Raw genomic sequence first — 26,491 nt, forward strand, 5'->3', positions numbered from 1 at the left:
ACCAGCGGCTATCCAGAATAAAGTCGCCGGTTACTGTCAGGGTCAAACTGCCATCATTGGCATAATCGGGCGTCACCAAATAAGCTTGCGTGGGCAGGCTATCGTGACCGGCCAACAGCTCCGCAGCGGTGGTCAGCGTGACCACCGGAGCATCCACCGTTACCAGATTTGCATCAATTTGATCCTGCCCCGCCTGCACCACCAACACCCCATCCACCGCGTGCAGGGTGGTTGCCACGCTGGCTAAGGGCAGCGCTTGAGAGAGACTCAGGGTTGTTTCACTGCCCAACCACAGATTTTCACTCTCCACACTACCGCCATCGTAGGCGATATAAGCCGCCTCGGCGGCGAAACTATCGGCAGCCCCTACCCGCAGGGGTCCACCGGCGCGATAACTGGTGCGAGAACTGCCGGTAAACAGACGGCCACTACTTATCACACCCGCCGCTACCAAGGTGAGCTCACTACCTGCCTGCGCCCCCAACTGGGCCAAGGCATCGGTTAGAGAAAGGGTTAGGTTGCCGCCCGACTCCAGCGTGACCGTACCCGCGCCATCACCACGGGCCTGATTAACCGTCATATCTCCTTGGGACACGATGCTCAGGTTGCCCGCCGACTGCACCTGACTGAGCAGCAAGCCATCCATCGCCCCACCAAAGCCATCCCGATCGGTAAAGCTTAAATCGCCCGCCCCAGCCAAAGCCGACAGGGTATGCACCGCAATATCCATGGCCGCGATGGAGCCCGTCGCACGGATCTCCAACTGCTGCGCCACAATCACCGGATCGCTCCGTTGGCCCAACCAGGAGGAGAGGCTCACATTACCCCCTGCGGCGGTGATGCTCACCTGTGAACCTGCCGCCAATGCGCTGTTTTGGTCCAGCATGTGGCTGGCGTACCCCCCCGCCACAATGCCGCTGATCTCCACCGCGCCGGTGGCACTCAAGACCACCGCACCGCCACTGACCATATCGGCCCGGATCAACAGATCTGCGGCACTCCCTAGGGCCGTCAGACTCAACCCACCGCTACCGGCCCGCAACGCGACACCACCATCCAGACCGGGATCGCTCTCCACGGTCATGCTGCCGTATGCCTGCACCGCAATCGCCCCAGCCGCCCCACTGGCAAGACCGGAGATACCTTTATCCCACAGCGTCGCGGTATGACCACTCTGCACCACCTGCCGCACCGCCAGATCCGCCAACGGCCCCACCGTCAGGGCGCGGTCGTTCACCAGACGCACATCACCGCTGGTGGTTTGACCACTTACCAGCAATACCGAGGTTTTAAGGGCCTCCTCGACACCGCTACCGCCGATGCCACTACCGGCGACCATGCGCAGTGTACCAGCCGCTACGTTCAGGGCTGTGCTGTCACTGGCGAGGGCGCTGACAATGGCTCCACCTGCGATCAACGAGGTAGCCGAACCACTCTCCAGCGCCACCCGTGCGCCATCCACCTCACCACGCGCCTCGATCTGCCCCAACTGGAGCTGCAAGCCAGCCTCTAACCGTACCTGACCGCCTAGGCTATCCAACAACGCCTGCTCTTCCATGGTTAGATTGCCCGTCGCGGCCTGCAAGAAGAGATCCCCCCCCTCGCTCAGCAGGGTCGCCGCCCCCAGCAGGGAGAGATGACCCACCGCCAGCAGGGTAAGATCGCCACCCTGGCTCTGTACCTGCTGCCCCTCTACCGTCAAGGCACCCGCCGCATCCAACAACAAATTGGCCGACCCTTCCAGGGTCACACCACCAGCCAGGGTAAGATCCCCGCCGCTGCGTACCACCACCGAAGCCTCACTCCCCTCGTGGAGCAAGAGGTGATCAATCTGTAAAGCCACTAGGTTATCCAGCGCTACCGTCTGGCTTGCGGTAAGGCTAAGGGTTGCAACCTGACTCTCTAGCAGGTTGCCATAACGGCCACTGCGGCCCACCATACCCCCGGCTTGCAACACCAACTGACCTGCCACCAAGTCAGCCTCGGCATCCTCGATCAGCTCCTGCACCGAACCCCCAACCGTCAGGGTCAGGGTGGCTGTGTCGGCATCCAGCAATGCCAACCACAGATCTTGCCCCACGGTGACGCTCAAGCTACCATCCACCCCATCCCCAGCCGCCTGGGTTTGGAGTGCTACACCACTCTGTTGAATAAAGTCACGGCCTGCCTGCACCGTGCTAACCCCACCCATGTTCCAAACAGTGGCCCCTTGGATCAGGTCTAAACCCGCACTCAGGTGCATCTCACCCAAGCCCGCTAGGATGGCCTGCTGCAAGGTTAGCGTGCCACCCTCTGCCGCCAGATCAATGAAACCACTGGCCGAGGAGGCCAACTCCAGCCCACCCTCTAGGGTAAGGTCGCCCTGGGCATGCACCCGCACCTGGGCACTATCCTGTACGGTTAGGCTCTCTACCGTTAGATCACCCACCGCATCAATATTGATCAACGAGGGGTAGCCACTAAAGGTTTGCGCCTGCAACACATCGGCCTCTAAACGCAAGCTTTGCTCTGGCATACCGATCAGGCGTAGACCGGTGGCACTCACCCCGGCATCCCCGGCCTGTAACACCACCCGCTGGCCCTGCACATGGACCCCATCATCACCGCTGGCAAACAGACTGCCCTGCACCGCTTGTACAAAAACATCACCCTGCTGGGCATGGATCTGGGCGAGGGTTAGATCCCCACTCTCATCCTGCAACCAAATGTCGCCCAAGGCAGAAACCGTCAAGCTGGCGCTGCCATCCTGCATATCTATTATCAGGGCAGAATCGGTCAAAGCCCCACGTACCTCACCCCCCAAGTTGCCGGTCACACCCTGAGCCCGCAGCCACATGGACTCTCCACTCACCAGACGGGCCTGGGTAGCGCTGCCGGTGGTGGAGATCCCCCCCGCCGCATCCAGATGCAACTGGCCACCTGCCACAATGCCACCCAAGGTCAGGGCGCTCTGGCTATCGTCACTGACAATCAGATCCCCATCGCTGCTCAATACCACATGGCCACCGGCTTGAGCGGTCACGGTGCCGCTGGCACTTAGGTTGAGATCGTCCGCCAATTGGATGGTCACCGACAGCAGTTCCCGCCGATTTTCCACCCACTGCCCGCTATGCACACGGCTTAGGCCATCGGTGGTGGCCAACACAGGCTGGTCGGTCTGCTCACCCAAACTGACCGCCCGCCATAAACCACTGTTGCCAAAAGCGCTCTCTAACGACAAATCGTAACTGGTTGACTCGCCCAGATATTCATAGACCTGATAGCGACGGTCCACCACATCCTCAGCCGAAGCCTGAGAGAGCAACTTTTGCTGTTCAACCGACAGGCTGCTAAACGCCGCAGGATTCACAATGCTCACCTGCTCGCTGGCATTGCCCAGGGAGTCATCCGCGCCATCGTCGGCCACCAAGGTGATGTTACGCCCTTTGATATTGATCCGTTCGGTAGTGGCCACCTCGCCCTGCCCCAACACCTCATTATGGGGCAGGATTTCCCGCACCAAATCCGGTGACATGGTATAGCTGGCCTGTGCCATCAGTTCGGCTGAGCTACCCAAACCCGCCGCCGCCAAAGCGCTATCCGAAAAACCCGCCTCTTCCAATTGGGACAAAACCCGCTGGCTGTCTGGGGTGTAACGCTCCTGGGCAGCATCCAGAATAGAACCGGATTTGGCCTCTAGGTTGACATCCGCCGTCACCGACTCAATGGAGGCACTCATGCCCTCCATGGTGGGGGTTATGAGGTTCATATCCCCATTGATCTCCACCAGGGTGACACTGCCCTCGGCATGGGCGGCCAGACCTTCACTGTCCACATTACCAATAATCAGACCGGTGGCGCTGTAGAGTTGCACCTGCTGGCCCTGTATCATGCCCAGACCATCGGTGATGATGCTATCCACCGCATCAATGGTGACATCGCCTACTGCTGAAATTCCGCGTATTTTAAGGGCGTTGGCCTCACGTCCGGCCAATTGGTGCACCACCACATCCCCATCGGCCACCACCGCCAGTTTGCCACGGGCATCCTTGATGGTGATGGTGACATCACTGTTGGCGTAAAGCTCCGGCAGACGCCCAGAAAAGACCACATTGCCCGCGATGGTCAAAGCGTTTGAAGAGAGCTTGACCGGCTGCACAACGGACTCATCCTCATCGGCATCGTCAATCTCCGCAAAAGCGAGACTCCCCCGTAATAACAAGGCACTATTGTCATTGACAATATTCACGGTGGGTTTGGCCGAACCTGTTAAAGCCTCAATGGCGATGGGTGCATCGGCCCGCAGGGCGTAGGTGTAGAAATCTTTCAGACCCGTAGAGGTGGTCACCACCGTGGTAACGGTCTTTTTACGCAGCCAACCACCCCCGGTGGTGGTGGGCCCTTTGGTGGTGACTTCACGGTTATCAAAATCACTTTCAAAGGTGTTTGCCGCTTTGGAAGGCGCCCACTTAATACCGCTTGGGTAGTAGATGGCATTTTTTTTGGTCGCTTTAATCTGGGTACTTTCGATCTCCCACAACCAGGGTTGCAGAGGATGAGCGGCCACGCTCTCTGGGGTACCGACATAGAAGGGCTGACCACCAATCAGGTTGGCTTCCACAACCCACTGTTCGGTATTGCTAAAATCGGTTAGGGGAAAAGCGTAATCCCCACTCTCGCCCACAAAACGGTAGAGGATGTTGCTTTGAACATCCCGCACCAGGGAGATGTTGTTGATCAACCCCACCGAGGGGTTGGCCATAACCTCATAATTGGTATAGAGCATCACCTCGGGGTCAAAGCCCAGTTCGTCAATACCCACCACCAATTCCGATTCCAGCAACGGCTCGCCATCGGTATAGTTGGTTTTGGTACTGGTTGCCTTGGTATCGGCGGCCATCCAGTCCCAATCCACCCCAATCAGGTTAAAGCTTTTCTTCTTATACACCTCAACCACAGTCTTGGTTTTGGCCTGACCTTCGGTCCAGACGTAGTAACGTCCCTCTTCTGGCTGATAGTAGAGATCCTCACCCGACAAACCCTGCTCGCTAGAGAGTTGGGTATAGGTAATGGTGCTAATGCCACCCTCTTCAACCACCAAGCTACCCTGGCTTACCACCCGTTCAAACAGCCCATCGGCGATGGTAAATTGTTCACGGCGCAGTGAAGCGGCATCGGTAATGGTGATGGTACCAACACGATTTTCCGAAACATCAATGGCATCCAGCGCCAGATCAAAATCGGTCAGATTGGTGATATTGACCGAAGCATACCCACTGGCCACCAACAGACGCCCATTACCGGTGCTTACCACCGTACCGGTAATGTTAATCGCCCCGGCTTCGGGTTTAATGGCGTCCAACACGATGGTCTTTTTATCAAAGTCAAAGAAACCATCCACCGTTTGCAGACCATCGGCACCAAACTGAATACCCTGCTGCAACTGACCGGCATCATCGGTAAAGTTCACCGACTGGCTGGGGTTAAAGCTTTCGTCAAAGGTCAGGTCAATGTTCTCGACACCGCTCTGGATCAGACCATTGATATTCAGGTAGTTGGCATTGATATTAATCGCCCCCATGGCAAACACATGTGAGGGGGTGGCGGGGTTTTCAATGGCATTGAGCAGCGCATCCAGACGGGCATCACCGGTAAGATAACCCTGTTCGACATAGGCCCCACCGCTGCTGGTATTGGCCAACGGCACACCAAAGCTGGCATTAAAGTCCACCAACTGGCGAGGATCCCCGCCAGCATGGTACCAATCATCGGTGGAGAGGTTAAAATCACCCGCCGCCGATAGGGTTAAGGTCCCCGCACGCACCTCGCCGGTGACATTAATGCTGCCCTCGGCATTGCGTATGGTCAGTGCGCCATCTTCGTTAATAATCTGCCCGCGCACATAGAGATCTTGCGGGGCGTCAGGAATTTGCACCTGACCCAGATCATAATACTCCGCTGGATAGGCATCCTGGGTAATGGTGATCTGACTATTACCCCCGTCGGAGGCCTGCCCCAGTGCAATACCGTTTAGGTAGGTGGTACCGGCACCCAACGTCACCAACGCACCATTCACCACATCCACCCGACCGCCGCTCAGAATTTGGATGTCATTGATCTCTAGGCCAAAGGGGGTGGCGTTGTGGATCTCCACATCTGCATCGCCATGGGCCACCAGTCGCCCATCATTATAGGCACTCTGGATGCCAACGCCCGAGGCATCATTGGTGGTAATGTAGACCCCACCGCCCGATGCGGTGATGGTCGGCATGCGCAAAAAGAGTTGGTCAAATGCCCCACGGGGGGCCACCGTTCCACTCTCGCTGTCGGTTTCGGTCAGCCCCATTTTTTCCAGTTTTAGGTCAATAGCCTCCACCAACGCTTGATAGCGGGCAATGGCTTGGGCATTACCCGCATGACTGGCCATCCAGCCCATGATTTTGCTGCGATCTTCCAACAGCTGGTTGGCCACATTGGCATAGACCAACTGGGGTAGATCAATGGATTTGGGCTTAACCAGATAGAAATCATCACTCAACGACAAGGCAAATTTCAGCCCCATATCGCTCTGGATCAACTCCATCTCGATCCAACCATCCCCAAACTCTTCACTGGCGGCGGTCAAAGATGCACTGAGATCGCTCAGTTGATACCAGCGACCATCGCTGGTGCGAACCATCTGTCCAATGCTGACTTGAAGCTCAACCTCACTGCCATCTAATTGAATATCAGGGGTTATCAACTGCCAACGGCTGGTGTCAGTGTAGTCCTCTTTCTCCAACACAAGGCTGGTATCACCCTCAGAGATCTCCGTTGGCGTGTAGCGGTAGAAACCACCGGCTTGACCATCACCCATGGCACCGGCAATCACCTCCACAATGGTTCCTTCATTGACCCCCATGGCCACATCTTCCATCTCCAGCGCAGCATAGTGATACTGCTGGGCGGGATCCAGACCCAAGGCGGCCTTCTCTTCTTCGGTCAAATCGGTGTTGATGCGATCAATATCCAGACGCCGCTCCCCATCCACCAGATAGGGTAACAACTGGATTTTGGTCTGATAGTTAACCCCGGCCTCTACTGTGGCCTGCTCGCCGATATGCACCCAATGATGGCTATTAACTTGGGCCGTACCCGAGGCGGTCATGGCATAGGGGATACCCCCGATGTTCATCACCATGCCATCCACCGAGGCCCGGTCAGAACCACCGACCCCCTCTTGGGCCACCAGATCCACATCTCCAACCGCCCGGACGGCGGTTTCACCCGTCAGAACCACCTGGTTGATTTCGTTAATCACCATCCCCACCACGGGCACACTGATCCCCGCCAGGGAGACCGTGGTCACATCGGCTTGTGAAGTACCGTAAAGAATGTTACTCACCCGGTCGGCACTCTCACCGGCATAGAGTTTGACATCCAGCCCGCTCAGGGAGGCATTGTCCAGGTGAATGGTATTGTCGGTAATCAAGGTATTGTGGGAGATACCCGTCGCCCCGCCCACAAAGGCCAGGGTAAAGACATTGGCGGCACTGATGACATAAGCATCGGTCTTGGTGGAGAGCAGCAGATCACCGCTCAGGTTGCGCAAGGTGGCACCGGTAACGGTAATATCCGACAGGAGATGGCTGTTTAAGCTGGAACCCGCCACAGTAAGCTTAAAGCCCGCCACGCCATCCACCCGCACCTTGTCGACGGCACTCACATCCACATAGGTGGTGATTTCAAAGATTCCTTCACTGCCATCATCGGTGGAGACGGTCAGGGCGCTGCCTTGACCAATGCTGACATTGGAGCCAAATTTTCGATCTCCCTTACCAATATCCACAACCGATTCGAGCACATCCACACTACCAAGCCCGCCGGAGGTGGAGCGTAAGGTATTCCCCTTAGAGGCATAATGCTCTTTAGACGCGGTATTGCTGGCGGAGATAATAATGGTGTTGGCATTGATCTCGGACCCCTCACCAATCACCACATTGGCGGTACCGGTCACTTCATTGGTGGCATAAGCGCCACTACCGGCATAGAGCCCCACCGCTAAGTTAAGGGATTTGGAGTCAAAATTTTGCGTCCTTTTCGCACGCATATCCAAAGTACCCACATCCAGATAGGCACGATCACCAATCTTGGTGAGGGTCTGGCCAATGATGCTCAGATCGGCATAGGCACCAGCAATACCGGCAAACAGACCACCACTGGCGGCAATGGTCTTTTGGTAGATCTCATCATGGGCATCGGTATGGATGCGCAGGGCACCCGCCGTGGCGGTGACATCATCCCCCAGATAGGCGAGGATCTGGCCACTGTCGACACTCTTCACCAGGGCAACGCCCACCGAGATACCACTGCTCACGGCGATGGAGGCCACAGTGGCATTGGCCGACTGGAAACCAATGGCGGAGATCTCAATTTCGCCATTGGGTCCGGCGCTAAGTTCTGCCTCATTGGCATAGGCACGGACCACAGGGGCAAGCACGTTGGCCGCCATGGAGCCAGCCGCTGCGGCTGCGGCCAAACCAAAGCTGGCCGCTGCCGCCACCACCTGGCTGTCGATGGCGGTGGTGCTCTTGGCGGCGACCAGCAGATCCCCTTTGCTGAGCACTTCGGTCCAACCCCCGATGCTGCCCACCACGGGGCTCTCACCACTGCGATCAATGGCCGCTGTCACCACGGTCTCGATGGTATTGACCGCAAAGGCCCCACCCCCGGCAACCGCCCCACCAATGCTGCCGGAAATGGCAACCGAAACCGCCGTGGAGGTGGTGTGAATGGCGGCATCATCCAACGCTTGGATGGAGATATTCCCATCAGCCTGCACCACGGCGCGGTCCACCAGCGCCGTAACCACATTGTCGATATGGTTGTGTGCCACGGAGATGGCCATGGAGACAGAGGCTCCAAAGGTACCAAAGGAGGCCGCCACCGAGGCCGCCATCACCGTGCTATCAATGCTGGCTTGATCGTTGGCTAGGATCACCACATCGCCACGAATATCCACCCCTGCTTCAGAGGTATCGGTCAACATCGCCTGGGTGGTGGTGCCCACGCGGTTTACCGCACTGGCCCCCGCACCGCTGATGGCAACCCCCACCGTACCCCCTACCGAGAAGGCGACCGAACCGGCAAATACCGTGGCCTCAATGGCCTGTTGGTTGTCTGCCGACAGGGTGAGATCAACCTCACCGCCCGATGCCGCCACCAGCGAGGAGCCGCTCATGAGCGCCATAATCTGGTTAGCATCCACGCTCACCAACTGTTTCCAGTTTTCGGTATCGCTGTAATCCTGGCTGAGGATCAGGTTTTCCATCACCTCATCTTCGTCGGCGTCCACCTGCACCAGCGTTTCATCGCCAATATATTCATAAACCTCATTGGCGCGTCCGCCCGCCTTGGGCCCCAGGCGCACCACATCCCCCTTAACAATACGGCTTGGTTGATCCACACCCGAGGTGTAGTCAACCTGCCCTTGGTAGGCGGTGGGATCATAGCCCACATAGTTACGGGCCATGGAGACACCAATGGAGGCCCCAACCCCGACGCTACCCCCAACCCCAACCCCGACCGAGGCCGAGAGAATATAGGCGTGGATCAGGTTTTTCGACAGCGCCACCACCGACACATCGCCGCCGACCACCAGATCGCTATGGTCCACCACCGCCTTGGCATCACCTAGGATCACGTTCAGGGCCGAGGCCCCCGCACCACTCACCCCAATGCCCGCCGAACCCCCAATGCCCGCCGCCAGCGAAGCCGCCCAAGCGGTCACTTTAATGCTGGCTTGGGTGTTTGCCTCCAGCGCCACCGAACCAGCCGCCACCAATGCGGCCCCGGTCAACTCGGCCATCACTTGGGTATCAATAATGTTCCGCGCCAAGGAGACCCCAATGGAGACAGCCACTCCGGTCGAACCACCAATGGCCACCGCCAGTGAAGCGGCCCCAGCAAAGGCTTTAATGCGGGAGCGGTCCTGAGCGGTCACCACCACATCCCCGCCAATCTCCAAATGGCTGGTGGGCGCGAGGGTGGTATCGCTGCTGCCCACCCCGGCAAACACCTGGTTGCCAATCTGGTTTTCTGCCCACACCCCCGAGCCACTTACCCCTACCCCGGTGCTACCCCCCACCGCGATCCCGGCTGAGGCCGCCAGCACAAAGGCGTGGATGCTCTGCTCAGCCTGGGCGTTCATCTGGAGTGCCCCAGCGGCCACCACATCCGAATCCAATATCTTCGCCTGCACGGTGGCAATGGCATCGTCACCCTTAAAGCCAAAGCCCTCTTGACCAATCAGGTTACGGGCCACGGAGACCCCAATAGAGACCCCCACCCCGGTGCTTCCCCCCACCCCAACCGCCAACGAGGCAGCCACGATGGTGGCCGAGATTTTGGCCGTGCTCTGGGCAGAGAGATTGAGATCACCCGCACTGGTGACCATACTGTCATTAAGCAGGGCATCGGTGTGACCCTGCACGCTATTGACCGATACCGCCCCAGCACCACTGACCGCCACCCCCGTGGTGCCAGAAGCCCCAATGGCTGCCGAAGCGGCCACCGCCACAGCGGTAATGTTGTTGCGGCTCACCGCCAGCGTGTCACCACTCAAACTAAGGGTGTAGGCACTGCCGGAGGCATCCTGCACGCTCCACTCTTCACCCTCTTTAACCACCGCCACCGTCAGCTCAGGCTTAACCACCTGCCAGACGCTTTGGTCGGTATAGTCCTCTTTGGAGAGATCCATGCGAAGATAATTTTTACCAATGTAGCGGTAAGCCTGACCGGCCACCCCACCGCTGATGTGCTGATCGGCCACCTTGACCGTCTGCCCTTTACTCATGCGGGTGCCCACATCCAGGGCTGTCCACAGGCTCTCATCGCTAAAATCGGCACCCATTAGGGCAACAGCCCCAGCCTCGCCCTCATAGCGATAGACCGTGGTACCGGTGGCACTTTTATGGGCAACCAACGCCCCAACAACCAGTTCGGTCTCTTCCGCAACCGGCACATCCATCACCCCATCCAGCAACGCCCACTGCTCGGCATCCAACGCCATGGAGGTCCAACTGGCCAGATCCACACTGACCGCTTCACCACCCAAATAGTGGTAGAACTGGGGAGCGTCGCCTAAATCTACCCGCAGATAACCATCGGCCTCCACCGTCACCGCATCCACCAAGGGCAGCGCCTGTACCGTAAGCGGTTGCCATAGGGTATCGTCGGCCAAGTCGCTCTCTAACAGGTTGACCGCACCCTCTTCACCCACATAGCTAAGCAGCACCGGATAATCACTGCTACCGGCACTCAGCAGCGCACCTGCTGTCAGGGCCGTCGCCGGGTCGGTTACGCTGTGGTCCCACTGGTTGATCATCTGCTCCCAAAGTTCCGTATCGGAAAACTCCTCGATACTCAGATCCAGACTCTCTTGCTCACCCAGATAGCGGTAGATATTTTCCCCACTACCCAGCAGATCCAATACCAAGGTGCCTGTGGAGAGTTCTTGCTCCCCATCGTCGGTGCTCATATCCCAGTAGCGTTCATCCACACTGCTGTAGGTGGCCGCAGGACGGACCTTCTCGGCGGTGGGCAGGGCGATACCGGCATCCCGCAAGGCCTGCTCAAGGGCGTCGGCCACGGCACTGTCGGCAAACTCCGTAGCCAACTCCCAACGGCTGGTATCGGCATAGTTTTCCCGCCACAGGTCGATCTCCTCTTCCACCTCCGACGCTTCCCAATCGCTGCTGGTAAAATCGACACTGGCCAGATCCAGGGTGGCATTACCCCCCTTGTAGATATAGACGTTGCCCAACAGGTCTTGATCTTCATGGTTGCTGCCCACCCGCACCACATCGCCGCGCTGCACCGCATAGCTGCCCTCTTCGGTGGTATAGTCTACCGGCACGCCCACAAAGCGGTAGACCCGTCCCACCAAACCGCCATAACTGTGCAGGGGATCCACCAACACGGTGTAACCGGCCCGCACACTCTGGGCATCGGTCTCATCCTCTGACCAATCGTTATCCTCAGCATAAGTGACACTGCCCAGATCAACTTGGGCATCGTCATCCCCCTCCCAGGTGTAGATGCGGCCATCATCGGCCCGCACTTGATCCCCATTTTGCAGCACGGTCAAACCATCGCTCTGTAGATAGAGCCATGTTTGATCGGCACTGCTCACATAGCTGGTTTTGGCCCCAGCATTACCCAGGGCATCCAGCCCCTCGGCGGTGATGCCCCGTAGCAGCAGGTCGGACCACTGAATCTGCGGGACCACCGTTTCACCACCGCTGTGGGCGCTTAGCTGGATCTCTCCGCTGCGGGAGAGCAACTGCATATGGTTCACCTGGGCCAACACATCGTTGTCGATGCTATTAAAGGCCAACGACAGACCAATAGAGACCGCAACGCCACTGCCGCCACCGGTGAGCGCAGCCCCAATCGAGGCCGCCCCCGCCACCGATTTAATGGAGGCGCGTCCCTCGGAACGCAGGGTGATGCTCTCGGCGGCAATCTGCAAACGTTGATCACCGGTGAGCGCGGCATCCCCATCCATGCGGGCATCCACACTGCTATGAATACGGTTTTCTGCAAAGACCCCGGCGGCACTCACACTGGTGGCCCCACTGCCCGAAGCACCAACAGCGGCAGAACCGGCCAGCACCACCGCTTCAATCCCAGCGGTGGATTCTGCTTCCAGATAGAGCCCACCGGCAATATCGGCCTCCACCAAGCTCAGATGGGCCTGGGTGGCTGCGGTGGTGGGGGTGAAACTGAGCAGTTTCCAATTATTTTCATCGGAGTAGTTACGGGTGCGCAGCTCAATACCATCTTCCGTATTGACCACCGTATCGCCCACATATTCGTAGACCTCATTCCCCATAAAGCCGGTATCGTTAAGCACACGGGTACCGGTGGTTAGGGTGGTCAGCAAATGGTCTGCGTTGTAGTCGCTGGCTTTAACATCGTACGCCACCGTGGTGGCTTCGGCACCGATCATGTTACGCGCCAGAGCAAAGCCCAGGGAGAAGGCTTTGGCGCTGTTGGAACCCACCGAGACCGAGGCGGCCACCGAGCGCAGATAGGCTTCAATATGCGAAGCATCCGATGCTTTAACGGTTAGGTTTCCGTTGTTTTGATCCAGGGTCGTCAGCACCACCCGCTCGGCAAACACATCGGTATCACCGCTGATGCGGTTAAAGGCAAAGGTACCGGCACCAGAGACCGCCGGGCCACCCTTGGCGCTGGCCGAAACCGCTACGGCGGTGGCCGTACCATTGGCGATAATGCTAGAGCCACGAACGCCCTGCACCACAATCTGCCCGCCGCTGCTGGTAAGTTCTGGGCGTGCGCCTGCGGCGCCTTGAATAAAGGCACCCAGGCTGTTTTTAATGTCGTTGCGTGACAGACTAAGCCCCACCGAAATGGCCCTAGAACCGGTGGTGCCCGCCGCAATGCCAATGGCACTGGCGGTTACTTCGGCCTGAATTTGCGCCGTGGAACTGGCCTGTACACGAATATCCCCGGTGGCCTGCACCGGTTTGGCTTGACCAATGTAGGCAGAGACATCTGCCGCAACCTTGTTCATCGCCACCACCGGTGCCACGGTGATGGCTGATTTATCTTTGCTGGCGGGCTTGATGCTGGCATCCACCGCCAGCGCCGCGTTTTTCACCACCGCAGACAGGCTGCCACGCCAGAAGGCTTCAACCGACAAACCGCCATCCAGGTTGAGCGCACTGTTATCAATCCAGGCATGGGTTTGGATACCGGCTGGGTCGTTCAACCCCAAGCCCAACACAGAGTCGGCAATGTCATAAAGCAGGTTTTGCGGGGCGTAGCCGATGGTGTTAAAGGCCAACGTGACCCCCACCGAGGTGCTGGCCAAAATTTTACTGGAAACCGTGGCAGAGATACGCGACTGGTTATCCGCCAACACACTTAGGTCGCCATCCCCCGCCTCACTGGCCAGGGTCGTCACTGTATTATCGGCCATCCAGGCTTGGGCATCGCCCAACACCGTGTTGGTGACGATCATGACATTAACGCCGACATCCTGGGCACTGACGGTGCTCTTATCCTGGGCGATGACGGCGGCACGCTCCAGCGCCACCAGCTTAATATCGCCCCCCACATTTAACATCTGTTGGGTGATGCTGCTCTTGACATCGCTGCGGACATCGTTGCGCACCACCAGCCCACCAAAGGCCGAGGCGCTATCGTCAGACTGTCCCAGGGAGTCCAACACCGCCATGCCAACATCGGCCAACTCACCCAGATCCAGTTTTAACCAGCGGTTGCCATCCTGATAATTTTCAAAGGCCAGATTGCTCTCGCCGCCAGAACCCATATAGATATAGGTTACCCCGGCATCACCGCGCACCCGCCGCCACGAGGTGGTATCGCTGTAGTCCTGCTGATCCAGCGCCACATCTTCTAGCGCATCGGCCCCGATATATTCATAGGTTGCCCCCGCCGTACCGCCACCGATGCTGCTGGTCAGTCCTACCCGTTGCCCCGCCGTTAGGGTGGCGGGACGGTCAAACTCATCATAATCGGCCTGGGCGACCCGTACCCGGTCGCCAATTTTAAGATCCTGCACCCCAGAACGGTCGGTGTAACTAAGCCCCACATAGTTGATGAGCGCCTTGGCCGCCAGGGTCAACTCACTCTCATTGGCCGAGGTTACAGCGGCCAGATCCACATCCGACGTCACCCGAGCATCATCTTTGGCCTCCACCGACAGGTTGCCCGCGTCGGTTGTCACGGAGCGTCCCGCACCCTGGATGGTGGCCACCACCGAGGCGCTGACCATGTTACTGGCCAGTACAAAGCCCACACTGGTACCCGACGCTTTACTGGCACTGCCCGCCACGCTGGAGGCCGCACCGCTAACCCCCTCGCTATTGGAGGAAGCCGCCGCCAGATCCGAAGTGGTTTCATTGCTGATGGCGCTGTGGATATAGGCTTCGGAATCCGCATGCACGGCCACATTGCCCGCCGCATGGATGTCAGAATTTTCAATATAGGAACGGGTTGCGACGGGATCTTCATCCCCAATAGAGCTACCCACCAGGGCATCCACGGCGGCAAACAGCACATTTTGCGCTTTCCACCCCACCGTATTAAAGGCCAACGTCACCCCAACGGCGGTACCGTCGGAGGTCATGGCACTGCGGTTATTGGCGACAATATGGGCCGACTCCAGCGCCTCGACCTTTACATCCCCCAGCAGGGTTAACACCGAAGCGTCCACAATGTGGGCATCGGCCCCGCTGAGCACCAGATTGGTGGCAATCACACCACCCACCGCCAAACCACCCGACGACGAGCCGCCCCCTAACTGACCGCTCTTATCCGTGACCGCCGTGGCGGTGGCATCCAACATCGCTTTGATAATGGCATTATCGGTGGCGCTCACCGTTACCGCGCCCGCCTCCACCGTGGCCCGCAGGATATAGGCATTGGCCTGCCCGCGCACATCATTGCGTACCACCACGCCACCCACCGCAACCGCTTTGGATGAGCTGCCCTCTTCCAGGGCATTCAGTGCCGTATCATTGGGCGCGGCCTCACTGGCCAGCACCTCCATGCTCTGAATGCGCACCCCGTCAACCTCACCGGCAAAACCAACCACCCAGCCTTGGCCCCCTTCGGCTCCGGTGGCGGCACGCACCACCACCTGCAAGCCGTGCTCATCCAACCGCTGCGTGGTGGTTTCACCCTCCAGCGCCCCACTGCGGGCACCGGCAATGGCCAACTCTATGGTGGTGGCATTGGCATCCAACGCCAAAGCGGTGGCCTCATAGAGCACACCGTCGATGGCAACCCGCAGGTCAAATGATGCCGCTTCGCCCAGCATGGCGGGATTAAGCAGGAACTCGGGGGCGGTACTGGCGCGGCCTTCGATCAAAGTCGCGGTGCGGCTTGCCACCCCTTGGCTGGCTTCAACCACCCGCAGGTTAGGCACATTTTGGTCGGCCCAGGCACCACCAAAGAGAACTTGGTAGCCCCCTTCTGCATCGGCCACCACTGCCGTTGCACCCTCGCCCAGGGTCTCATTGAGCGCCGTTTCAATGCGTTGTGCTTGGTCGTCGGCAGTAAACCCGACACTGCCATCGCTCAGCGTTGTGCTGCTAAACAGCAACACCCCATCAGAACTGGTACTGCTGCTGGCTTGCAGCAATGCCAGATCGGTTGCCGCCTGCTCGCCCGCAAAGCGAATTTCAAACGACCAACCCACCAGCGAATTTTCTTGGTAACTCACCGCCACATTGCCCGCGCCCACCCATTGCGACAGGGCCGATTGGAGCGAGGCGGCATTATCCTGCATCGCCGCCAACAGATCTTCGGCAGAGTCGCTGGCCGGGCCATTAAAGGCCACCATGCTCTGCAAACCACCTAGGCTCACCAGATAGTTGAGCTGCAAGGCTTCGCTCTGCTGGCTTTGGGTGGCGGCTTCCGCCGTTAGGTTAAACCGTAGCGGGCTACCCTCTTTACCCACCACCTGCAAAGCGCCTAAGCCCTCTAACTGCTGGGCCAGTTCGGCGTCAAAATGGATGGTGTAGTGTTGATTGTTCAGGGGCGATTGCAAACCCTCAACGGTAATGCCCCCCAGTCGGTAGTTATCGGTAGAACCCAACCGGGTGGCACGTCCGCTTATACCCAACAAGGAGGCCAACGACTCGGCAATATGTCGCCCTTGACTAAAGGGCATGCCGTTGTAAGCGGTCTTTTTCGACAGGGTGGTGTCATCCCCATCAAAGTAAAACTTAAAGTAGTCTGACGCCCCAGGGGTCTGCCCATTGGGGTAGCTAATCTGGAGATCATAGCGGGTGGTGACACCCTCAACCACAGTCGGCACCAAAGAGGTGGTGGACATGATGGTCAGTCGCTGGACCTCATCCGCATGCTGCCCCAGCGTGAGCACCTCTACCGGTGCGGTAACTTCGTCACCCAGCGCCAACCGTACCGTTGGCCGATCCTCCACATCTGGCACAAAACCCTCGGCTAATGTGAGGGTAAGGTGTTGCATCTCCGCCTGACCACTTGCCCCATCGCTCACCTGGAGCAGCGCCGACCAGTTATCCCCGCCGGTGGTGTCGCCGGTGGTGTCGCCGGTGGTGTCGCCGGTGGTGCCGGTGGTGTCGCTGGTGGTGCCGCCGGTGGTGCCGGTGGTGTCGCCGGTGGTGTCGCCGGTGGTGCCGGTGGTGCCGGTGGTGTCGCCGCCGGTTGCGGTGGCGTTGCTGCCCAGTAAGGTGTTAAAGCCGTTAATCAGGGTATCTTTGTCGATGGTGCCAAAATCCAAGTCGGGAATGCGCAGATCCAGCACTTGGGTCGCTTCGGTATCAATAAAATAGCTCAGCACATCCAACGCGGTTTGGGGCAGCACATCCAGCAGATTAAAACCAATATAGCTGTCACCCAGCTCATCCACCCCCAAATTTAGATAGGGAATATCCAGCCCATTAATCAGCTCGGACAGCGGCAGGGTGGTATCAAACTGCTCGCTATAACTGCTCTCAATACCCAACAGATCCAAAATGGAGGCGTAACTGGAGAAATCGGCCAGACTGACCTGAATATCCCCCTTCAGGGCAGGATCGTAGAGACGTACCTCGGTGGGCAGGGTCTTGAGCAGATCCATCAATTGATCCACACCCGGGATCGCCTCACCAATGGTGCCCAAATCCAGCGTTGGCACCACCAAATCCACCGTCTCGGCATCCCCATCGACAAAAATATCAATCAGGTTATAGGCGGCCTCTGGCAGCACATCCTGGAGGGTAAAGTTGGCCAGATCAAAACCAAGCCCCGCCTGACTGGCCAATTCGGCCACCGGCAGATCCATATCTATATCAAAGCCCAACAGCGTACCGGTTATATTGAAATCCGCGAGACTGTAGTTGCCCGGGATGATCTTAATCAGGTCTAAAAAGGCATCTTTCCACGAGTTGGGGTCCAACACATCCACCAGCAACTCACCCCCCACCGGGGTATAACCCACCAATTCGTCATCCAATAGCGCCCGATCCAGATCCAGCACCGGCAGCGCTGCGACAACGGGATCCAAAGCGCTGTCAATATAGGCGCTATAGGCCGCAGGAGTATCCACCAACAGGGTGGGTGCAAAACCCAGTAGCAGGGTTCTACCCAACAACGTTACCTTCATCTGCGGCAACGTTACCTCAAACTGACTGGGTAACAGCTGACCTTCAAACCCTTCGGGTAGATCCAGATAGAGCGCCACATCCAAGGTAGGCATCTCTGGCTCAAAACGGCCATCCAGCCAAGCGTCAATATCCACCATATCCAGCAGCGAGGTATCCTGCCAACCCACGCCGACGTCGGCCCCCCAGGTGACCATTTGCCCATTGATCTCCAGCTCACCCAACGCCTGCCGGTAGGCATAATAGGGCAGCTGAGGATCGGGTAGCAGGAGATCCAGATTTAAGGTAGGCCCTTGAAAATTAATACCCGCCAGGTCAAAACCAGGGGCTTGCAGGCTGATACCGGTATTGGACGCGCTAAAGCCCGCCTCCACCGACTCACCCAGCAGCATGTCAAACAGGCGCAGATCTTGCCAACCCAGGCCCGCCTTAAGCCCCACATCATAGGCCTCGCCCGCAACCGTCACGCTGCTGGCCACCAGCGCTTCTTCGTAGTAAGGCAGCTCGGGATTGTTAATCAGTAGATCAATACCCGGAATGCTGTAGTCCAAGGCCAAATCATCCAGCGCCAGCTCCACCACATCGGCATCGGGATCAATAAACAGCTCTACCAACGTGTAGACCGACTCGGGCAACAGCTCTTCAAGGGTAAAATCGTTCAGGGAGAACGGCAGGATCTGCGACGCCAGCACATCCACCGTCTCCAACAAAGGCGAGCCGGTGATCATGTAGTGCGAGGGTAAAATCTGAATCAAGCCCAACAGTGCGGTTTTCATCGACTCTGGATCGGTGATGTCCACCACCACTTCGCTACCATCGGGTTGATAAACCGCTAACTCTTCACTAAGAATAAACGCATCCATATCCAAGCCGGGCAAAGCAGCCTGAAGCGGCGGCAGGCTGCTATCCACAAACGCAGCATAGGCGTCGGGCATGGCGACTGTGATGGATTCTCCAAAACCCAGCAACACCGTTTCACCCAACAGCGAGAGCTTCATGGAGGGTAGCGCAATCTCTACCTCAGCAGGGAGCAGCTGACCTTCAAAGCCCTCGGGCAGATTGAGATAGAGGGAGAGATCCAGGCTTGGCAGGTTGGGCTCAAAACGGCCATCCAGCCACGCCTGAACATCCACCAAATCCAACAGCGTCGCATCTTCCCAACCCAGGGCGACGTTAGCGCCCCACTCAATGCTCTCACCATTGATCTCAACCGTACCAAGGGCTTGGCTGTAGGTCAGATAGGGCAGTTCGGGATCAGGCAGAATCAGCTCCAGATTAAGCTCCGGACCCTGCAACGTGACCCCGGCAATATCATAGCTGGGGGCTTGCAGGTGGATGCCCGTATCCAAGCCGCTCATAGAGGCCGCCGGGGCATCCCCCAACAGCATCTCCAGCAGGGTCATATTCTGCCAACCAAAACCGGCTTTCAGACCCACTTCCCAATCGGTATCCCCAATATTGACCGTGGTAAAAATGAGCTCTTTTTCAAAATAGGGTAGCTCAGGATTGCTCACATCAATGGTCAGGGCGTCATCCCAATACCCCTCTGCGCGGGGCTCGCTGCCCACCTGCTTAAACAGCGCATCCAGATCAATCTCACCCAGCGAAACCTCCAGCGGTGCCAGCTCAGGATCAATATAATCGGCCATGGCGTCCGGGGTTTTAATGACAATCTCCGCGCCAAAGGTCAAACGGACCGGCTTGCCAAACAGCGTCACCAGGACATCTGGTGGCTGAAGCCGTAGCTCGGCAGGCAAAAACTTGAGGGAGTCAATCTCCATATCGCCAAAAAAGAGCGATGCCTCAAAGCTGGGCATGATGGGGGCAAACTCACCTTGTAGCAGCGCCTCCAAATTAACCATATCCAGCAGGCGCATATCCTGCCAACCCACGGCGGCACGCACCCCCCATTCAAAGTTCTGCCCACCATGCTCAATGCTGCCCAACACCTCCTCGACCGAGAAATAGGGTAAAACAGGGTTGGGAAAATCCAAGGCGAGATTAAACTCGGGGCCCGCAAAATTACGCCCCCCCAGATCCAGCGAAGGCACCGTAAATTTCAGGCCATCCTCGGTCTGCTCCACGCCACCCGCAACGGCGCCCCCGCTGCCCGCAATAAACTCCAGAAACGAAAGGTTGCGCCAACCCACTCCAGCACTAAAACCCAGGTCAAAGGACTCCCCACCCAGGGTGATGTTGCCAAAGTTTACAGCCCGCTCAAAATAGGGCATTTGCGCCCCTTCCAGCAGGGCAATTAACTCCGCCGCTTTACCCTTGGGCGGTACCAGTTCATACCAATAGCCGCTATCACTGTAGTCCACACCGCTCAGATCCAGGGTCAGACTATCCCCTCCCATATAGCGATAGATCTTACCGCTTTTGCCGCCCCCCTCATGGTCCACCGCCACCATAACCTGTTGGCCAAAGGCGATCTCTTGCTCACCATCGCCGCTGTTAAAATCCACCCGTGCATAAGCCTCATCCTCAGCGGCGGCCGCCTCCCCCGCTGCCGTGGCAACCAGCAATGTGGTCGCCAGTACACTGGGGGCATCATCGGCGTGGAGGGTCAAGGTACCACCCACCACAATGCTCTGCTCGCTATCGGCAGGTTCGACAATATAGGCATCGGCCCGGGTGCTCACCATATTGGAGCCCAGCACGATGGCCGCCGCTGCGGAGCTACCCCCGGCGCTGGCTTCATTGCTGGTGCTGGCCTCAATGTTGCCCGACACCAGCGCATTGACCAACAAATCCCCCCCCACTTGCAGGGTGGCGTCATCCACCTTCGCCAACACGGCAGCGGGCTGTTCATCCCCAATGGCGGTGCCCAACAGGGCATCCACCGCCAACGCAAACAGATTTTGCGGCTGCCAACCCACCGTATTAAAGGCCAGTGTGACCCCCACGGCGGTACCGTTGGAAGAGCTCATAATGGCGCTATTTTCCGCCATTAAATCGGCGCGGTTCTCCCCATAAACCTGCATATCCCCACCCGCCAGCAGGTTGCTACGGGTAATGGTAGCCTGGGCACTGCTCAACAGGGTATTGGTGGCAATCAAACCATTCAGGGCCAAACCGGAGCTGGCATCCCCTTCGGCACTGGTGGTGCTGCTGCCCGTCAGGGTGGCCGAAATCGCGGCGGACTCCAGCGCCAGCACCGACAGATCCCCCCCCACCGTCACATCCACCCGGTCCAATCCCGCTGTCACGGCACCGCGCACATCATTGCGTACCACCACCCCACCCACGGCGGCACCACCGGCACTGGTGCTGCTCAGGGCAATCGCCGACTCCACCACCGCAGCATCCAAGGCCGCCACCGTCAAACCGCCACCGGCACTTAGGCTCAAGCGATCATCCCCAGCGGTCGCCTCACTGGCATAGGGGCTAATCCAGGCATGAACACGGCTGCTTACCAAGTTGCTGGCCAGCACAAAACTGGCCGCTGCATGGTCAGCATTGGCCGCCGCCGCATTATTTAAGGTCGCATAAATCCCCGCCCCGATGGGTGCATCCTCCACCGCATCAAAGGCCCCCGCGCTTACCGTAACATCCCCCCCCGCACGAAAGCTGGTGGAGACCATGTAGGCGGTGGTCTCCGCCGGCTGCTCATCACCAATGGAGGTACCCAACAGGGCATCAATGGCATTTGCAAACAGATTTTGAGGGGCCCAACCAATGCTATTAAAGGCCAATGTCACCCCAACGGCGGTGCCGTCCGACTCGATCACCGCGCTATTATCGGCCACAATGGAAGAGACATTATCCGCCGCCACTGTTAAAGCGCCATCCACATCAATGGCACTGCGCAGCACATGGGCATCGGCACGGCTAAGCACCAAGTTGGTGGCGATCAAGGCATTCACCGCCAAGGGAGAACTTTGGGGAGCCCCCACTGCATCCGCCCCAGGGGCCGCCTCCTCTTCCCCACTCAGGGTAAGGGTTTGGCCCGCTGCGGTCGCGGCAATGGTGGCAGACTCCAAGGCGCTCAGGGTAAAATCGCCCCCCCCAGCCATCACCGCATCATATACCTCGGCCAACACATCCCCGCGTACATCATTACGCACCACCAAACCGCCCAATGCAGTACCACCACCACTGCTGGCACTCAGGCTGACATTGGCTTCGATGGCCGCGCGATCGCTGCCCAGCAGGCTCATATCGCCCCCGGCGCTGAGCACCATATCCCCCAGCTCATCTTCGCCCTTACGCACAAAGGCCCGCACCCGTGAAGCCACCATATTACTGGCCAAAATAAAGCTGGCCGCCGCGCTGGCCCCACTGGAGGAGGCTTCATTAAGAATATTGGCCATAATCTGGGCGTCGCCTTCCGCCGCGACATGCAGATTGCTCCCCGCTTCAATGGCGCTGTTGTAGATCACCGCCTGCACGGCGGCGGGCTGGGCATCCCCTAAAGAGGTCCCCAACAGGGCATCCAAACTGTTAAAAAGAATATTTTGTGGCTGCCAGCCGATGGTATTAAAGGCCAGCGTGACCCCCACCGCCGTACCACCGGATGAGATAAGCGCACGGTTTTCAGCATCAATCAGCGAACCATTGCGGGCATCTATTTGCACCGAACCAGCGCTGACAATAGCGCTATTGATGACGGTGGCCCGCACATCGCTAAGCACGCTATTGGTGGCAATCAAGGCATTGACCGCCAAACCGCCCGCCTGCTCTTGCTCGGCGGCTTCATCCTCCGACAGGGTCTGCACCTCGCCATTCAGCCGGGCGGTGATGGTGGCCGAACCCCGGGCCAGGATCTCCACATCCCCACCAATCTCTAGGTGAGCCTCATCCAGCAGGGTAGCAACCGCATTGCGCACATCGTTGCGCACCACCAACCCCCCCACCGAGGTACCACCCGCGCTGCTGGAACCCATGGTCACCTCAGCCAACACCCCGGCGGTGTCACTGGCTTTAAGGGTAAAATGGCCCCCGATGTTATGGATAGTCTCCCCCACGCTGGGCACATCTTCATCGGGCGTGGCATAGGGGTTAAACAGGGCATCGGCGCGGGAGCTCACCATGTTGCTGGCCAACACAAAGCTCACCGCTGCGCTCTCCCCTTGGGAGGCGACGCTATTGATGACCGAAGCATTAATTTGCGGCACCTGCACCGCCGTAACCGCCACATCCCCACCAATGAGCAGACGGCTATCCCGCACCTGCGCCCGCACCGAAGCAGGACGCTCTTCGCCTATTTCGCTGCCAATCAGGGCATCCAGCGCGGCATACAACACATTTTGCGCCTGCCAGCCGATGGTATTAAAGGCTAAGGTCGCCCCCACAGCGGTGCCCGAACTCTCGGTTACAGCGCTGTTTACCGCATCAATGGAGACCGCATTATCGGCCTCCACCTGCATGCTGCCATCCGTCGAGATAATGCCATCAATCACCAACGCCTCGACCTGACTAAGGATCATGTTGGTGGCAATCAGCCCATTGGCCGCCACCGGATTGCTCCCCCCCGCCCCAGCATCCACCGCAGGCGACTCTTCCGCCGGGGGCTCTGCCACCGGGGCATCCTCCGCAGGCAGCTCGTCCACACCATCGGCCTGGGCCGCTGCCTCCACCACCTCCGCTTCAACCCCAGGGGCATCCTCTGCCCCAGCCTGGGATTCATCGGTCGCCTCAGGCGCGGCTTCATCCAGAGCCGCTTCACTGCTGGCCCGCACTTCGCCACTTAGGGTGGCGGTGATCCCTGCGTTGGAGAGGGATTGCACCGACAGATCGCCCCCCACCGTCAACATGACCGTATCCAGCAGGCCCAACACCTCATTACGCACGTCGTTGCGCACCACCACCGCACCCACCGACACACTGCTGCCACCATTGCTGGCAGCAACCGAGGACATGGCAACCTCAGCACTAATGAGGGCATCATCCTGCCCCAGCACCGAAACCGAACCTACCGAACGCATATTGTAGAGGGGAAAACCGGTGGCTTCATCCTTGCCATCCACAAAAGCGCGGGTATTGCTGCGTACCCGGTTGCTGGCCAACACCGCCGCCGCACCCATGCTCAGGTTGCTGCTGGCATCGCCGGAGGAAACTTCCGAAGCGTTGCTGATGGCGGCATTCAGAGCAATGGCATCCACCGCGCTAATGGCGACATCACCACCCGCATTGACATTGCTGGCTTGGATATAAGCAAGGGTCTCCAGGGGCATCGCGGTTGCCCCCACATCACTGCCAATCAAACTGCTCAGGGCCGCAGCGGCTATATTGCCCATATCCCAACCCACAGCATTAAAGGCCAGCGACGCCCCGCCCGCCGAACCAGCCCCACCACTCACCCCGGTACCCGCCACACTGTTGGCACTGACCGACGCGAGTTGATCCGCTTGCACCCGCAGATCCCCCCCCTCGGCGGTGACAACGTCACTCTGGATAAGGGTGGCCGTCACCCCACCGGTAAGCTGGTTCCAGGCAAAGGTCCCCCCCAGCGCCAACTGAGCACCCGCCGCACTGGCCTCCTCCCCTCCAGTGATGGCCATGGACTCGGTGGTGGCACTCAGGCTCATGCTGGAAGCCGCCAATAGGTTCAGCGACCCACTCTCAATCGTGCTGCTGATCACGCTGGCCGAGGTGTTGCGAGCCAGCGTATTGCTGGCTGCGGCAATACCCAACTGCACCCCGTCCAACATCGGTACATCCGCCGCAAAACCGGCACTGGTGGCACTGTAGCGGCTCATATCCTGTGCCAAAACAGAGAGATCCCCGGCACTGTTCAGAGTTACCCCATCCAACAACGCCATGGTCGAACCACTGCTATGGGTACGGGCAATCTTACCCCGCGCATCGTAGCTGCTGCCGCTCAAGGCATACACCTGCAACGCCCCAACATTAAGCTCAGCCCCCTGCACGCGGGCCTCCACCGCTTCTGTCACGCTGGTATTTTGCAGCCCCAGGAAATCCGACAACACCTCACCATAGATGCCCCCCGCTTCCCCATCCAGCGAGGCCGCGCTCACCCGCACGCCACCCGCAGATTGGCTGTTCACCCCCTGCAAAACCACCATCGCCCCACCATCACCCAAATAGGCTTCGGTCTGCCGGTCGAGGGTAATCTGGCTGGCGCCGATCTCCAACCCTTCCGCAAGCGCAGTGACCTCTTCATCGCTGGGGCTCAAGGTGGTGCTTACCTGGGTGCGGTCAACCGCTTCGATAACGACACTCTGGCTCTCTTCACTCTCTGGGCTGATCACCAACACCGCCCCACCCGCAATACCCGCCACCGTGTGTTGCGACAGGTCCACCCCAACCACCCCAAGGGATGCGCTGGAGTTCACAATCAGGCGGGTCTCATTGATCGCCCGCAGGATCACACTCTGCGCCTCAATCTCTGCCGAACTGCCTACCAAGGCGCTGGCCTCCACCTCGGCAAACAGCACCGCTACATCCAACGGCGCATCCGCTGTAACGGAAACATCGGTGCTCACCAACGCTTCTAACACCACCGCCTCGGCGGCGTGCAGCGCCCCCTCAATCTGCAACAGGGCCCCATGATCAATGGTATCAAACAGATCCATAACCGAAGCGATGGCATTGCCCGGTGTACGGCTTTCGACAAAGGCGGATTGCGCCCGCAACACCAGGCTGGCACCGGTTTGTAAGGTGGCATCGAGGGGAACAACAATCTGTTCGGCTTCGGCAATCAGCGAGGCTTGCCCCAGATCCACCGACTCAAGCAAAAGCCGATCAACCCCTAACCCACCAGATAGGCCAAACGTGGCCGTGGGCGCGGCAAACACGATATCGTAGATGCTCTCCCCTTCTAACCGCAGCAGACCATCTTCTTGCTGCCGCAGGGTGACCACATCATCCCCATCGCCCAGATCCAAAATCAGATTGGTCAGGCTCTCATTGAGGCTAAGCAGGGTGTTGCCATCCATCCAGCTCAACCCCTCCAACTGGTCTGCCCCCAGCCCATTCAGGCTCAGGTCAATGACCGTGGATTGCGCCGCAATCTCGCTTAGATTGCTAAAGCTGCTCTGGACTTGCACCACCTCCAGTTGCAACGTCTGGGCACTCAGGGTAAGCCCATCCTCAATGGGTTTTTGTTGGACCATCGACTCAGCGGAGAGGAGAATACGATCCTCCAATTTTTCCACCGCCGCGCGGTTGCGGTTGAAAAAGGCTTTTCGCGTACCCGCTTGACCACCACGAAATAAACGCTTCTTCTTCATGGCCCAACTCCCAACCCATTAACCAACATTTACTGCAAACAAAATAATTCACAGTTTTTACATAACGATAAAAACCAATCAAACGCACCACGACCTGCCTTGCACATTGAGCGTCTAACCGTTTTTTCTACCCCACCCACGCCGATCTGCCAACCG

General features: G+C 58.5%; 1 protein-coding gene (only partly in view). It reads right to left on the minus strand.

From position 1 onward, the window contains the following. Nucleotides 1-26,335: the 5' portion of a hemolysin-type calcium-binding protein gene (locus MMC1_RS11255; protein WP_011713819.1), read on the minus strand. 19,403 nt of this gene lie to the left of the window's left edge; the window shows 26,335 of its 45,738 coding nt (coding positions 1-26,335); the start codon lies at nucleotides 26,333-26,335; its stop codon lies off the left edge, out of view. Between the last annotated feature and the right edge of the window lie 156 nt (nucleotides 26,336-26,491).

It is taken from the genome of Magnetococcus marinus MC-1 (genome assembly GCF_000014865.1).
GTDB lineage: Bacteria > Pseudomonadota > Magnetococcia > Magnetococcales > Magnetococcaceae > Magnetococcus > Magnetococcus marinus.